Genomic DNA, 14,626 nt, shown 5'->3' on the forward strand with positions numbered 1-14,626 from the left:
CAGGAAAAGCCTCAGCCCCGGCAACGAAAAAGGCTTCAGTGGAAGTCATCCTCGGCCGATGAGAAAGGTGCGCCGGACAGGCAACCGACGGCGCCGCTAAGAAACACGCCGATGCGGGTTTGGAACTATGACCGAATTCCCAGAGCAGCCGGACATACTCGTCGTTGACGACAGCGCCGCCATACGCAGCTACGTGGTCGCCCTTCTCTCCCAGGACGGCTACCGGGTGCGGGAGGCGGTGGACGGGGCGAGCGCCCTCGTCGCCTTGACCAGCGCTCCTCCGGACGTGATGCTCCTCGACGTCGAGATGCCGGGGCTCTCAGGCCTCGACGTGCTGCGCGCGCCCCCCCTGCACGATCGCATGTACTCCGTGATCCTCTTCACCTCCCAGGGAACCCACGAGCAGATCGCTGCGGGCCTCGATCTTGGGGCCGATGACTACATCGTCAAGCCGTTCCAGGAGCTCGACCTCCTCGCCCGCATCCGTGCCGCCGTGCGCAATACCCGCCAGAAGACCGCCCTCGCCAGGGCACGACATGAGATCGAGCAGACCCTCGCCAAGCTGCAAAAGACCCAGAGGAAACTGGTAGAACAGGAAAAAGTGGGAGCCGTCGCGCGCCTTGCCGCCGGGGCCGCCCACTACATCAACAACCCTTTGGGCTTCGTGATGAGCAACCTCTCGACCCTGGAGCGTTACGCCTTCGCCCTGCAGCAGCACGCAAACGCGCTCACGGACCTGCTGCGCGCCGCCGACCCCGATTCCGCCCAGGCGATCCTGCAACTGGAAAAGAAGCACCGCCTGCGCCAGATAAACCTCGACCTCCCCGCCCTGCTGCACGAGACTAAGGAGGGGGGGCAACGTATCGCCCTCATCGTGCAACAGATGGCGCAGCTAGAGCTCGGCCTTGCGAACCAGGCGATGCAGGAGCTGGAGCTCGTCGGCCTCATGAAGCCGCTGGTGGACATGACCACGGTGCTCACCCCCCCGGGGACCCAGGTGCACTGGTCCCAGCCCGAGCACGGCGTATTCGTGCAGGGGGCGCTCACCCTCTTGAACACCGCGCTGGTCGCACTCTTAAAAAACGCCTGCGAGGCGCTCGGCAGCGCCCCGGGCACCATCAGCGTCTCGGTCGCCGCACAGGGCGAACTCGCCGAGATCGTCATCTCCGACAGCGGACCCGGCATCCCGCCGGAAAACCTCCCCTCGTTGTTCGATCCCTTCTTCACCACCAAGGCCCCGGACAGCCACGTGGGGCTCGGCCTGACCATCGCCCAGCGCTTCATCGCCGGGCACGGCGGGCGCATCCTCATCTCCAGCGACGCCTCCGGCACCTGCGTTCGGGTCGAACTCCCCATATCCCCGCACCTCGGCGGCGCGACCGCAACGGATTAAAAGACATTAACCTTTTTATTCCGGCAGGTTAGCGCAATATTCCCCTCAAGAAAACAGCGTTTTTTCCGATGGAAACAGGAAGCGGAGGAGGCGCGTCCCGTCACGCGATGTCGCCCTACGCCCTCTGCGGAGCGCAAGCATATGAGGATCAAGACCAAGATATCCGGGCCCGTATTCCTGCTGGTGTCAGCGCTTATGGTGCTGCTCACCCTGGCGGGGTACCGCTACCTGGCCCACGCCCTGACCGAGACCGTGACGCGGCAGCACGCGGCGACTCTGGCCCTCGCCTCGCGCTACATCGATGACGAGCTTTTGCACTCGCGACAGATGCTCGATCTGATGGCCAAGGGGATCGACCCCGCCCTGCTCGACGACCCGAAGAAGATGCAGCAGGCGCTCGACCAGTTCCGCGCGGCGCGCACCTTCTTCAACGGCGGGCTCGAGGTGATCGATGCGGAAGGGCGCAGCATCGCGCAAAGCCCCCCGGCACAGAGCCCGATCCGGAAGGGGAACAGCTACGTCGCCTTCACCCTCGCGACCGGCAAGCCCTACATCTCCGCCCCATACTTCTCCTCCGCCCCCCCCAAACACCCCCTGATCAGCTTCGGGGTTCCCATCCTGCGCGCCGACGGCAGCGTAGCCGGGCTGTTGGCGGGACATCACGACCTCCACGAAGACGGCAGGACCGACCGGGCGCTCCATACGGTCGGAAAGCGCGGACGCCTGCTGGTCATGGAGAGAAACCGCACCATCGTCTGGCATCCGGACCAAAGCCAGGTGATGTCCTACCTCGCCCCCGGGGAGAACCCGGCCATCGACGACGCGCTGCAGAGAAATGTCATGGCCAGCGGCGAAACCCGGGACGCCGCGGGAGAGACCTGGATGACCGCAGCCCTCCCGCTGAAAAACGCGAACTTCATCGTGGCGGTGCAGTACCCCGAGGCGGAGGCGTACGAGCCGCTCAGGGAGGCGCGCCTTTTTTTCGCCGCGGCCCTCGGCATCATCCTCCTTTTGACCCAGGTGACGCTATGGCGCCTGATCCGTCACATCACCGAACCGCTCGCCCGGCTGGTAAACCACGTCGGCAGCCTCAACCAGAAGAAGGGGCCCGAGCGGCTCGTGTCCATCACGACCGGCGACGAATTGGAGCACCTGGCGCTTGCGGTGAACGGCATGGTGGAAACCATGGACAAACGGCAGGAAACCCTGGAGGAGAACCAGGAGCTTTACCGCATCATCGCCGAATTCACCTCGGAACTCGCCATCCTCACCAACCCCGACGGCTCGCTGCGCTACATCTCCTCGAACTGCGAGTCGCTGACCGGCTACACCGACCGCGAGTTTCTAGCCGCCCCGGGCCTTTTGGAAAGCATCATCCACCCCGAAGACCGCGAGCTGTGGCGCAGAGACGGCAACTGTACGGACCGGGACAAGCCTGCGTCCCCAGTGGAGTTGCGCCTCAACACTAAAAACGGGGGGCAGCGCTGGTTCAAGTACACCTGCCGGGAAGTGCGCGGCGCCGATGGCGAGAGCCTCGGCAAGCGCGGCAGCTTCAGGGACATCTCCATGGACCGGCGCCTGGAGGGGATGCTGGAGGAGGAGCGCCGTTTCGTCGAAAGCCTTCTGGAGAACACCTCCACACCGCTCTTCGTCATCGACAGAAACCACAGCATCATCGTCTGGAACCGCGCCATCGCCGAGCTGAGCGGGATGCCGGCGACCGAGATGCTCGGCACCGAGCGGCAGTGGGAACCCTTCTACCCGGCCAGACGCCCCACCCTGTGCGACCTGATCATGTCGGGGGAGACCGACCGGGCCGGCGAACTCTACCCGACCTACAGCTGCGACGTGGTGATGAAGGGGATCATCAGGGCCGAGGGGTGGTACCACAACCTGAACGGCAAGGAACGCTACCTCTTCTTCGATGCGGCGCCGGTCACCAGGGACGGCGAGACCATCGCGGTGGTGGAGACGCTGTACGACATCACCGAGCGGGCCCGTGCCGAGGAGTCCCTGCACCTGTTCTCCGAGGCTGTGGAACAGAGCGCGAGCGCCATCGTGATAACCGATGCCCAAGGGGTGATCCAGTACGTGAACCGGAAGTTCTGCGAGGTGAGCGGCTTCAAGAAGGAGGAAGCGCTGGGGCAAAAGCCGAGCATCCTTAAGTCGGGACGTCAGTTGGAGGAAACCTACCGGCAGCTGTGGGAGACCATAACGGCCGGAAAGGAATGGCACGGCGAGTTCAACAACAAGCGCAAGGACGGCACCTTCTTCTGGGAGAACGCGACCATCGCCCCGATCTGCGACCAGCAGGGGCGCATCACCCACTTTCTCGGGGTGAAAGAGGAGATAACGGCGAAGAAGAACGCCGAGCGCCAGCTTTTGAAGAACCAGGCGGAGATGGTCCTGAAGCACGAGCAACTCTCGGAGCTGTTCCGGCAGGTGGAGAAGGGAAAGCGGGAATGGGAACAGACCATGGACTGCATCGACGACCTGGTAGCCATGGTGGACAGCCAGGGGCGGGTCAGGCGCTGCAACCGCGCTTTCAAGCAGTTGACCGGCAACTCCTACTCGCGCCTGGTCTCGGCCAACTGGCGCGACCTGATGCAGGGGGCAGGGCTCGACCTGAGCACCCTGGACCGCGGGCAGGCCGAGCTCCAGCACGAGGCATCGGGGCGCTGGTTCACCCTCAGGATCTATCCGTACGGTGAACAGGGATCGCAGGTGATCATGCTGCACGACCTGACCGAGATCAAGCGGGTCTCCGAGGAGCTCATCGTCGCCTACCAGGAGCTGAAGGCGACCCACTCGCAGCTTTTGCAGCAGGAGAAGATGGCCTCGATAGGGCAGCTAGCGGCCGGGGTCGCCCACGAGATCAACAACCCCATGGGGTTCATCTCCAGCAACCTCGGCACCATGGGGAAATACCTCGAGCGGCTGGAAGGTTTCCTGGAGGCCCAGTCCGACGGGCTCGCCGCGGCGCCGCCGGAGGCAAGGGAGCGCATCTCCCAGGCGCGCAAGAAGTTCAAGGTGGATTACATCCTCGCGGATGCACGGAGCCTCCTGGCCGAGTCCCAGGACGGAGCGGAGAGGGTGCGCAACATCGTGCAGAACCTGAAGAGCTTCTCCAGGGTGGACGACGCGCAGGCCACCTACGTGGACCTGAACGAATGCATCGAGAGCACCGTCACCATCGCCTGGAACGAGCTAAAGTACAAGACCACGCTCACGCGCGACTACGGCGAGCTCCCGCCGGTTAAGTGCCTCCCGCAGCAGTTGAACCAGGTGTTCCTCAACATGCTGGTAAACGCGGCGCACGCCATCGAGAAACAGGGGGAGATCACCGTAGCCACCAGGCGCGAGGGGGATCAGGTCCTCATCGCCATCAGCGACACGGGCGGCGGTATCCCGGAGGAGCTCAGAAGCCGGATCTTCGAGCCGTTTTTCACCACCAAGGAGGTCGGCAAGGGAACCGGGCTCGGCCTCTCCATCAGTTACGACATCATCAAGAAACATCACGGGAGCATCGAGGTGGAAAGCGAGGTGGGTATCGGCACCACCTTCACCATCAGGCTCCCGATAGAGGGGGTTGGCTCAGATGAGTGATCACCAGACCAGGATCCTATGCGTGGACGACGAGCGCAACGTGCTCCGCGCCCTCGAGCGCATCTTCATCGACGATGACTACGAGATACTCACCGCGGCCTCCGGCGAGGAGGGGCTCGAACTGCTGAACGCCTCGCCGCAGGTGCAGGTGGTGATCTCGGACTTTAGGATGCCGGGGATGAACGGGGTCGAGTTCCTGAAGGAGGTGTTCAAGAGCCATCCCGAGACGATCCGTATCGTCCTCTCCGGGTACGCCGACACCGCGGCGGTGGTCGCCGCCATCAACGAGGGGAAGATCTACAAGTTCATCCCGAAGCCGTGGAACGACGACGAGCTGAGGGTGACGGTCGCCAAGGCGCTCGAGCACTTCGCCACCCAGCGCAGGAACGAGCAGTTGGCCGAGGAACTGAGGCGCAAGACGGACGAGTTGAGAGAGCTGAACGCGGACCTTGCGCGGCGGGCCGCCTCGTGCTCCTGCGGTTTCATGCAGGAACACGCCTCGCTGGCGCACGCGGCCCTCATCCTGGACCATCTGCCGTTCGGGGTGCTCGCCCTGAACGGCGACGGCATCGTGCTGCAGATGAACCGGGAGGCGGCGGATCTTTTGCAGGTCGCCGACGGACAACTGGTGGGGCGACGCCTCGCCGAAGCGTTGCCGCAGTTCGCAGACCTGGGCGACGGTTTTTCCGCGGCGGCTCCCGGCTCCGGCACCGTCGAGACCGGGGGGTACCGGCTGAACCTGCGGCAGCTCCACCCGCCGGGTGACGGCGCGGTGGAGCTGCTGGTCACCATCGCACGCGCGGCGTGAGGTGACGCGGCGTAAGGCGCCCCCGCGGTGCCGCGCCCTATGATGCAAACGAGGAGCAACAGATGGATATACAAACCGAAACGGCACCGCACAAGGTGCTTCTGGTTGACGACGAGGAGAACATCACTCGCTCCATTGCGCGCCTTCTCATGGAGCAGGAGGTGGAGCTCGAGGTGCTGCGGGCCGCCTCCGGGGCCGAGGGGCTGGAGAGGCTCAGGGAGCACCCGGACGTCGCCCTCATCCTCTCGGACCAGCGCATGCCCGGCATGAGCGGCGCGCAGTTCCTCGAGCAGGCGCGTGGGCTCGTCCCTGACGCGGTGCGCATGGTCCTGACCGGCTACGCCGACATGGCGGCCACCATGGATGCCATCAACAAGGGTGGCGCCTCGCGCTACCTCCTGAAGCCCTGGGACGACGACGTGCTCGTGCGCACCATCCAGGAAGGGGTGCAGCAGTACCACCTGGTCCAGGAAAACCGGCGTCTGACCGCCCTCGTCGAGGAGCAAAACCGCGAGCTTTCCGCCTGGAACGACAACCTGAAGGGGCGCGTTTTGGAGCAGACGGCGACCATCAGGCGACAGAACGAGGAGTTGAAGGAGCGTAACCGGCGCGTGGGGCATGCCTTCCGCGAGACCATCGTCGCCTTCTCCCGCCTCATCGAGCTCCACTCGAGCCGGCTGCAGGAACACACGAGAAACGTCACCGAGCTGAGTATGCGGCTCGCCCGCGAGGCGGGTCTCTCCCCCGAAGAGGTCGAGACGGTGCGCACCGCCGCTCTTTTGCACGACATCGGCGTGATCGGCATCAGCCAGGAGATCCTGCAAAAGCGGATGTCAGCGATGACCCGTGAGGAAACCGGCATCTTCTTGCAGCACGCGGTGCGCGGACAGGCCACCCTGGACGCGGTCGAGGAATTGCGCGAGGCGGGGGTACTGATCCGGCACCACCACGAGCGCTACGACGGCGCCGGGTTCCCCGACGGGCTGAGCGGCACCGGCATCCCCTTGGGCGCCCGCATCATCGCCATGGCCGACTTCGTGGACCGCGAGCTCACCGAGCAGCGCGGCGACGATCCCCTCCCCGCCCTTTTCGCGCGCATCACGCAGGAGCTCGGCAAGAGCCTCGATCCGGAGCTCTACCCCGCCGCGGAGCGGCACGTGCGCGAGCTCTACCTCGCCGCCTACTCCCGGCGCGCCGAGGCGGCGGAGAAGGAGCTCCGCCCGAAGCAGCTTCTGGAGGGGATGACCACCACCCGCGACCTTTTCAGCGGTTCCGGCGCGCTCATCGTGGAACGCGGCACCGTGCTCGACGCGGGGCGCATCATGGCCGTCGTACGCAGCTACCAGGTCGATCCCCCGTCGGGGGGGATCTTCGTCAGTTGGGCCCCCTCCGGGCGCAGCGACGCGGGGAGTGTGAAGATCGCCGTGACCGAGGCGGTAACCGAACGCGAGGTCGAGCCGAAGCGCCTAAAGGAAGGGATGCGGCTCACCAGGAACCTCTACAGCGGGACGGGACTTCTGCTTTTGACCGAGGGAACGCAGTTGAACCGCGGCAGCATCGAAGCCGTGCTGCGCTACTACCAGATCGACCCCCCTTCGTGCGGGGTCTACGTGGCGGACGAGAAGGCGCGATGATCGAGTTCGACGAGAAAGAGCGGCGCATGGTGCTCAAGCTGGTCTACTACGGCCCGGCGCTCTCGGGGAAAACCACCAACCTGTTGCAGCTGCACGACCTCCTTACCCGGCAGGGACGCGGCGAGCTCATGGTGCTCGACACGAGCGGAGACCGGACCATCTACTTCGATCTCCTCCCCTTTTTTCTCACCGCGCCGAGCGGCCTCAAGATCAAGGTGAAGGTCTACACGGTGCCTGGGCAGGTCTGCCACGACGCGACGAGAAAGGCGGTCCTGCAGCGGGCCGACGGCGTGGTCTTCGTCGCCGACTCGAACCGCGACGAGGCGGGAAGCAACGCGGTGAGCTTCGACAACCTGGAGCGCAACCTCTCCCTGGTCGGGCTCGACATCGACAGCATCCCGCTGGTGATCCAGTTCAACAAGCGCGACCTGCCGGCCGCGGTCCCCGAGGAGGAGATCCGCACCACCTGGGACCCCACCGGCATCCCGGTGGTGCTGGCGAGTGCGCTGAACGGGGTGGGGGTGGCCGAGACCTTCGCCATGCTGGCGGGGCTCGTCTACGACCGGATCGACGCCCGCTTCGCCCTCGCCGCGACGCACGGCCTTACGCGCGAGCGCTTCGTCGCGAAGCTCACCTCGCTCAAGGAGGAGCCATGAGCGCAGACACGCTGCATTTCGTGGTCGGGGAGGAAAAAAAGGTGCGCGAGCTCCTGCTCGACGCGGACGTGCTCCCGCTGCTCAAGGGTGCGCTCGCGGCGGGTGCCTCCTGCGCCCGGGTCACCGGTGACGACGGGGAGGAACTTTGGGGTGCCTGTTCCTCGGCCGGACGCGGGGAGCTCCTCCGGTCCCTGCCGCTCATGCTCGAGGGTGAGCCGGTGGCGCACCTGGAGCTCTTCGGGGCACCGGAGATGCGTGAGCGCCTGGAGCCGCTCGCCTCGCTCCTTATCGTGGCGCTCGACACCGTGCTCAGGAACAGCCTGAAGCGGGTCCTCACCACGGAGATCCACACCTCGGTGGTGAACAGCTCGCACGAGGAGCTCGTCGCCATGAACGCCGAGCTCGCGAGAAGCGAGGCGCGCTACCGCGAGCTCGCGGAAAACCTGGAGCTGCGCGTGAAGGAGCGGACCGCGGAACTGCGGCGCGCCCAGGCGCACCTGCTGCAGCAGGAGAAGATGGCCGCGGTGGGGCAGTTGGCCGCCGGGGTCGCTCACGAGATCAACAACCCGCTCGGCTTCATCACCTCGAACCTGCACACGCTGCAAAAGTACGTGGCCCGCTTCTGCGCCATGCTGCAGTTCTACCGTGAGCACCTGGAGCTCGAGCAGCCGCGCGAACGGCTCGTTACCGAGGCCGAGACGAAGTGGCGCGAGCTGAAGCTCCCGCATGTCATGGCCGACGTCGGCGACCTGATGGCACAGAGCCTCGCCGGGGCCGAGCGGGTCTCCCGCATCGTAGCCGACCTGAAGGGTTTCTCCCATGTCGACGAGAGCGGCGAAAGCGTCGTGGACCTGAACCAGGAGCTGGAGCGGACCCTCACGCTTTTATCGCACCAGTTGGCCGGCCGCGCCGAGATCGTCAAGGAGCTGCAGCCGCTCCCGGAGGTTAAATGCCAGGGGCAGCTCCCCGGGCAGATCTTCCTGAACCTGATCCAGAACGCCCTCACCCACGCCGGAGCCTCGCCGCGCATCACCCTCTCCAGCTGCTTCGACGGGGAGAGGATCAGGATCAGCATCGCCGACAACGGCCCCGGGATCCCCGCAGCGCTCAGGGGGCAGATCTTCGACCCGTTCTTCACCACGCTGCCGGTCGGCTCCGGAACCGGCATGGGGCTTGCCGTGGTATGGGAGGCGGTCCTCAAGCTGCAAGGAACCGTTGCCGTAGCCGACGCCCCGGGGGGAGGCGCCGACTTCATCATCACCATCCCCGCAGGCAGGAACTAAGCGATGTCGAGATATTCACAGCTATTCAAGACGGCGGCAAAGGGGGAGGAGCGGGAGGCGCAGGAACCTGCCGCCAAGAGTTTCGGCGTCCTCTTCGTCGATGACGAGGCAGGTGTCCTCTCCGCGATGCGCCGCATCTTCATGGAGGAGAACTACCGTCTCTTCACCGCGGCAAGCGGCGCGGAAGCGCTCGCCGTGATGGAGGAGAACGAGGTGCAGCTCATCGTCTCGGACCACCGCATGCCCGGCATGACCGGAGCGGAACTTTTGAAGACGGTGAAGGAACGCTGGCCCCAGGTGATCAGGATCATGCTCACCGGGCATGCCGACGTGAATTCGGTGATGGGAGCGGTGAAGGACGGTGCGGTCTACAAATTCATCACCAAGCCCTGGAACGACGACGACCTGCGCCTCACGGTGAGCCTCGCCCTGCAACAGTACGTCCTGATGCAGGAAAACCAGAACCTGAAGGAGCTCACCCGCTCGCAGCAGCAGCGCATCAAGAACTACGCGAGCCTCTTCGATGAGAACCGCGGCATGGCGGGCAACATCCTCGTCAAGGCGGGGGCGGCGACGAGGGAGGATCTGGTGCGCGCCGCGATGGAACGTGCCCAGGGCGAACTGATCATCGACGCCCTGGTGCGCCTCGGCGTCGTCACCGAGGGGGAGGTGGTGAAGGCGCTGCAGGCGGCGCTCAACATCGACTACGTGGATCTCGCCTCGGCGGAGATCATGCCCCAGGCGGTGCGTTTTTTGCCGCGCGACCTGTGCGAGAGAAACCGCATGGTCCCGATCCGGATGACCGGCCGCCAGCTCACCGTGGCCATGGCCGATCCCTCCGACATCTACAAGGTCGACAACATCTCCATGATGACCGGACTCGCCGTGGTCCCCCTCATCGCCACCGGTTCCGAGATCCTCGCCCTACTGGAACGGGCCTGGGGCGAGGGCCCGGCGCTCGAACAGGCGACGGACCTGGAGCCGATCGACGAGATCGACATCATCATCGACGACGAGGAGAGCCAGGTGAGCGTCACCGAGCTCATCGGCTCCTCCGAGGTCCCGCCGGTGATCCGCATCGTGAACGCGGTCATCTCGGAGGCGATCCGCTACCACGCAAGCGACATCCACATCGAGGGGAAGACCAAGTACACCCTGGTGCGCTTCCGCATCGACGGCCTTTTGCACAGCAAGATCAAGATCCCGGCCGACCTGCACCCCGCCATCGTCTCGCGCGTGAAGATCCTCGCCAAGATGGACATCTCCGAACGGAGAAAGCCCCAGGACGGGCGCATCACCGTGAAGGCCGGGACCCGCATCGTCGACATGCGCGTCTCCTCCATGCCCACACTGAACGGCGAGAAGCTCGTCCTGCGCATCCTCGACAAGAGCGCCGCCATCAAGGATCTACCCGACCTCGGGGTGCTCCCGGACGGGCTGCAGAAGATCCGCACCCTGGTGAAGAAGCCGCAGGGGGTGATCATAGCGACCGGTCCCACCGGCAGCGGCAAGACCACCATGCTCTACTCGATCCTCTCCACCATGCTCGAGGGGAGCAGGAACTTCGAGACCATCGAGGAGCCGGTGGAGTACTTCGTCGAGGAGGCGAACCAGGTCGCGGTGCGGGAGAAGATCGGGCTTTCCTTTGCGAACGTCCTGCGCGCCACGCTGCGCCAGGACCCGGACGTGATCCTGGTCGGCGAGATCCGCGACGCCGAGACCGCGGACGTCGCCTTCAAGGCGGCGCTCACCGGCCACATGGTCCTCTCCACGCTGCACACGAACTCCGCGGTCGGCTCCATCACGCGGCTCATCGACATGGGGGTGAAGCCTTACATCATCGCCTCGGCGCTCGAGGGGCTCTTCGCGCAGCGCCTGGTGCGGCGTGTCTGCTCCGCCTGCAGCACCGAGGTCGCCCCGGACCGGGAGATCATGGAGCTGCTGCGCGTCCCGCCGGGGTACCTCGACGGGGCGGTGCGCCGCGGCAAGGGGTGCGATCAGTGCAACAAGACCGGCTACCGGGGGCGGACCGGGGTCTTCGAACTCTTCACCATGAACGAGGACTTCCGGCATTTCATCAGCACGAGCTACAAGGAGACCGAGCTCTTCGACATGGCGCGCGCGGGGGGGATGCGCACCCTCCTCGAAGACGGCCTCGAGAAGGTGCGCCTGGGGCTCACCACCCTCGAGGAGCTGCTGCGGGTCCTGGGGCCGCAGCTACTCCACCAGCGCCGGTGCGACTGCTGCAACCGCATGGTGGACGCGAAATATCTCTTCTGCCCCTTCTGCGGCACCCTGCGCCGCAACCTCTGCCGCGATTGCAAGCTCCCCCTGGAACCGGAGTGGCTGAACTGCCCGCACTGCGGCGCGGCAAGGGAGTAGCGGGAGAGAGGACCAAAAGTATGGAGGACAAGATGACCGATGAAACGAGGATTCTATTAGTGGACGACGAGCCGCACGTGATCTCGGCCCTGGTGCGCGGCCTTGACGAGGAGCCATACCTGATCACGGGGGCGCACGGGGGAAAGGAGGCGCTCGGCCTCATGGCACAGCACCGCTACAAGGTGGTCATTTCCGACGAGAAGATGCCGGGGATGGACGGGGCGGAGTTCCTGGGCGCGGTGAAGGATCTCTACCCGGAGACGGTGCGCATCATGCTCACCGGGCATGCCAGCGTCGAGGCGACCATGCGCGCGGTCAACAGCGGCGAGATCTACCGCTTCTTCACGAAACCATGGGACGAAACGGAGCTGAAGCTCGCGCTTAGAAGCGCCGTGGAGAAGTACGACCTGGAAGAGGAAAACCGGCGCCTGTTGAAGACGGTGAAGCGCCAGTCGCAGGAGCTTAAGTACCTGGAGAAGAGTTACCCGGGGATTACCGACCTGCGCCGGGAAGCGGACGGCGCGATCCGGATCGACGAAGACGTCACCGAGGAGGAGATAGCGAGCATCATCGCCGGGTGCAACGATGCCGAGCGGTCCACCTAGACCGCCTGGTCGCGCCCGCCGCTCTTCGCCCGGTAGAGGTTGCGGTCGGCGCGGCGCAGCACCTGTATGAGGTCTTCGTCCCCCTCCTCCATCGTGGTCATGCCGATGCTGGCGGTGAGCTGCAGGGGAGCCCCTTCCAGGCTGAAAGGGTTCTGCCTGATCAGCGTGAGTATCTTTTCCGCCACAGCGCGGGTCTGTGCCGGGTCCGAGCCGGGGAGCACCACCAGGAACTCCTCCCCTCCGAAGCGCCCGAGCGAATCGTAGTTTCTAAGCGACGCGGCGATCCGCTCGGCGAACTGCCGCAAAAGGTCGTCGCCCGCCAGGTGCCCGTGGCGGTCGTTCACCTCCTTGAACCGGTCGATGTCGATCATCAGGAAGCCGCTTCCCGCATCGGACATCCCTTTCTCCATGCGCCGCGAGGCACGTGCGAATTCCCGCCTCCCTATCAGTTCTATCTGGCGCTTGTTGAAGGTTCCCGTCAGCGGATCGGTGATCGTCTGTTTGCGGAGCACCTCCTGGGTCTCCTTGAGCTCCCGGGTCCCCCTGCGGATAACGAAATAGGAGATGCCGAAGACAGCTACCAGGATGGCCACCAGGGACGCCAGCGAGAGGAGCCCGGCGTTGACGCTCTGCCTGCGGTAACCGGTGACATCCATGTAGATCTCGAAGCTCCCGATCACCCGGCCGTGGTCCCGGATCGGGATGTAGGTCTCCACCACGTCCACGTTGAACTTCCGCTCGTCCGCTAAGTCCTTCACCTCTTCCTTTCTCTCAAGCTTGGAATCGTTGGCACCTGCCAGGGCGTTGGCGAGCCGCTTGTTGCCGCGGTCCGTCTCGCCGATCAGCTTCGCCTCGGTGCTGTAGACGATCCGGGCGTCGGAGGAATAGATCTTTATCTTTACGATGTCGAAAGGGGCGAGGAACTTTCTCAGCCGGTCGTCGAGCTCGGCAAGGTTTTCCGGCGCCACGGCGACGCTGCTGCCGCTGCCGTCGGCCGAGAGGATGCGTTTCCGCTGGTTCTCAAGAAGCGCCTGGCTCACCTTGACGGCGTCGTCCTCGGCGCTGACGATCACGTTTTGGTACAGGAGATGGAAAAAGGCGTAACCGGCCCCTGAGGTGATCAGGACCATGGAAAGGAGGGCGATGGAGACGAACAGGCGCAGCAGGGAGTCGGGATCCCTTTTAGCGTCGGCGTGGGTAAAGATGCGTAACAGCTTCACGTTGCTTCCTAAGTCCGGCGCACCGGGAGCCGCGTCAGGCCCAGCGCCAGAGCGACAGTATCAGCACGATGAGAAAGACGATGCTGAGGTTCATGTAGGCCATGAAGAAGAAGACGCGCTCGTGCAGGGGTGCCTTGCGCGGCCCGGCGGAGAGCGTCCCCACCTGCGGCATGGCGAGCACCTTCTCCGGGCCGTGCGGCGCGAGCTTGAGCGCCTCGCTCAGGTCTTCGCCCGAGTTGTGCCGCCCCATGTGCACCCCCTGTTTCCAGAGCCGGCTGGCACTCGCATCGTAGAGCTTCCCGTCGTAGGCGAACCAGGTGGGACGCCCCTCCTTGCCGTCAAAGGAGCCGAGTTCGTCCACGGTCAGTTCGCTCCCCGCGGGAAGGGCGACCGGTTCACGCCGCTTCGCCTTGAGCTTCGGGCCGATGAAGAGGACCACGTAGGTGGCGGAGAGGACCATGAACAGGTAGAGGGATATCTTGATCAAAAGCAGCACCCCGAAACGGGTGTGCAGCAGCATGTCCAGCGAGGTGACGCGGAAGTGGGTGAGCAGCGCGCCGGTCACCCCCATGACCGCCATGGAGAGAACGCCGACCCGGACCTCGCCGCGCGGCAGCCCCCCTGCGGCGTACGCCGGCTTCAGCACGAGATGGACGTAGAGGATGGTGCCGAACCAGAGGATGGCGGTGAGCATGTGCAGGTAGCCTGCCGCGAAACGGACCACCTTGGCGACCCCCCCCATGGCGGGCGCTTCGCTCTTCGCGGTACGGGAGGCCGCGAATTCCTTGCCCGCCGCGGTGAGCTCCCCGCCCCCTGCCGGATCGAGGTGGCAGACGTTGCAGCTCTTGCCGGTCTGCTGCGCGTAGATTTCGGTGGCCGACGCGGGCGCCGCACACCAGAGGCACGAAAGGAAAAGGATCAGTAGGAGGGCTCTTTTCATGCGCACCTGTATATCTCCATCTACCTGTAAAGTCAACTTTTTGCCCATTCCCACCGCGATGTTTTCTCTTTGAACAGATGCGGGCTATGGCAGGAATCT

10 protein-coding genes are annotated in these 14,626 nt (G+C 64.9%); 8 read left to right on the forward strand and 2 right to left on the reverse strand.

What is annotated here, in order from left to right:
- Positions 1–127: 127 nt before the first annotated feature.
- The 8 genes from E4633_RS02540 to E4633_RS02575 all read left to right on the forward strand — a co-directional run bounded on the left by E4633_RS02540 (position 128) and on the right by E4633_RS02575 (position 12,367).
- A complete protein-coding gene (locus tag E4633_RS02540; protein ID WP_135868693.1) occupies positions 128–1,393 on the forward strand; it encodes a sensor histidine kinase in 1,266 nt (421 codons plus the stop codon).
- Positions 1,394–1,534: 141 nt separating this feature from the next.
- Positions 1,535–4,999 (forward strand): PAS domain S-box protein, encoded by a 3,465-nt coding sequence (locus tag E4633_RS02545; RefSeq protein WP_135868694.1) that lies wholly within the window; start codon positions 1,535–1,537, stop codon positions 4,997–4,999.
- A complete protein-coding gene (locus E4633_RS02550; protein WP_135868695.1) occupies positions 4,992–5,807 on the forward strand; it encodes a response regulator in 816 nt (271 codons plus the stop codon). Before E4633_RS02545 ends, E4633_RS02550 begins: the two co-directional genes overlap by 8 nt.
- 62 nt (positions 5,808–5,869) lie before the next feature.
- On the forward strand, positions 5,870–7,441 hold the full coding sequence (locus E4633_RS02555; RefSeq protein ID WP_135868696.1) for an HD domain-containing phosphohydrolase: 1,572 nt from the start codon (positions 5,870–5,872) through the stop codon (positions 7,439–7,441).
- Positions 7,438–8,097, forward strand: coding sequence for a GTP-binding protein (locus tag E4633_RS02560; protein WP_135868697.1), 660 nt, complete (start codon positions 7,438–7,440; stop codon positions 8,095–8,097). Before E4633_RS02555 ends, E4633_RS02560 begins: the two co-directional genes overlap by 4 nt.
- Positions 8,094–9,380 carry a sensor histidine kinase gene (locus E4633_RS02565; protein ID WP_135868698.1) on the forward strand — a complete coding sequence of 429 codons (1,287 nt, stop codon included), beginning with the start codon at positions 8,094–8,096 and terminating at the stop codon, positions 9,378–9,380. The genes E4633_RS02560 and E4633_RS02565 overlap by 4 nt, the downstream gene beginning before the upstream one ends.
- Before the next feature lie 3 nt (positions 9,381–9,383).
- Positions 9,384–11,762 carry an ATPase, T2SS/T4P/T4SS family gene (locus E4633_RS02570; protein ID WP_135868699.1) on the forward strand — a complete coding sequence of 793 codons (2,379 nt, stop codon included), beginning with the start codon at positions 9,384–9,386 and terminating at the stop codon, positions 11,760–11,762.
- 32 nt (positions 11,763–11,794) lie between these two features.
- Entirely contained in the window at positions 11,795–12,367 is a 573-nt protein-coding gene (locus E4633_RS02575) for a response regulator (protein ID WP_135868700.1), read from the forward strand.
- Here E4633_RS02575 and E4633_RS02580 read toward each other — a convergent pair.
- Together E4633_RS02580 and E4633_RS02585 are read right to left on the reverse strand one after the other, a co-directional pair.
- Positions 12,364–13,587 (reverse strand): GGDEF domain-containing protein, encoded by a 1,224-nt coding sequence (locus tag E4633_RS02580; protein WP_135868701.1) that lies wholly within the window; start codon positions 13,585–13,587, stop codon positions 12,364–12,366. The genes E4633_RS02575 and E4633_RS02580 overlap by 4 nt on opposite strands.
- A 34-nt stretch (positions 13,588–13,621) precedes the next feature.
- On the reverse strand, positions 13,622–14,527 hold the full coding sequence (locus tag E4633_RS02585; protein ID WP_281276724.1) for a CopD family protein: 906 nt from the start codon (positions 14,525–14,527) through the stop codon (positions 13,622–13,624).
- Between the last annotated feature and the right edge of the window lie 99 nt (positions 14,528–14,626).

This window comes from Geomonas terrae, from assembly GCF_004791675.1.
GTDB classification, from domain to species: Bacteria; Desulfobacterota; Desulfuromonadia; order Geobacterales; family Geobacteraceae; genus Geomonas; species Geomonas edaphica.

Bases quoted from the DNA above. Each gene is read 5' to 3' on its own strand.
- E4633_RS02585 (WP_281276724.1), bottom strand. From the start codon at position 14,527: ATGAAAAGAGCCCTCCTACTGATCCTTTTCCTTTCGTGCCTCTGGTGT.
- E4633_RS02555 (WP_135868696.1), top strand. From the start codon at position 5,870: ATGGATATACAAACCGAAACGGCACCGCACAAGGTGCTTCTGGTTGAC.
- E4633_RS02575 (WP_135868700.1), top strand. From the start codon at position 11,795: ATGACCGATGAAACGAGGATTCTATTAGTGGACGACGAGCCGCACGTG.
- E4633_RS02565 (WP_135868698.1), top strand. From the start codon at position 8,094: ATGAGCGCAGACACGCTGCATTTCGTGGTCGGGGAGGAAAAAAAGGTG.
- E4633_RS02570 (WP_135868699.1), top strand. From the start codon at position 9,384: ATGTCGAGATATTCACAGCTATTCAAGACGGCGGCAAAGGGGGAGGAG.
- E4633_RS02545 (WP_135868694.1), top strand. From the start codon at position 1,535: ATGAGGATCAAGACCAAGATATCCGGGCCCGTATTCCTGCTGGTGTCA.
- E4633_RS02550 (WP_135868695.1), top strand. From the start codon at position 4,992: ATGAGTGATCACCAGACCAGGATCCTATGCGTGGACGACGAGCGCAAC.
- E4633_RS02540 (WP_135868693.1), top strand. From the start codon at position 128: ATGACCGAATTCCCAGAGCAGCCGGACATACTCGTCGTTGACGACAGC.
- E4633_RS02560 (WP_135868697.1), top strand. From the start codon at position 7,438: ATGATCGAGTTCGACGAGAAAGAGCGGCGCATGGTGCTCAAGCTGGTC.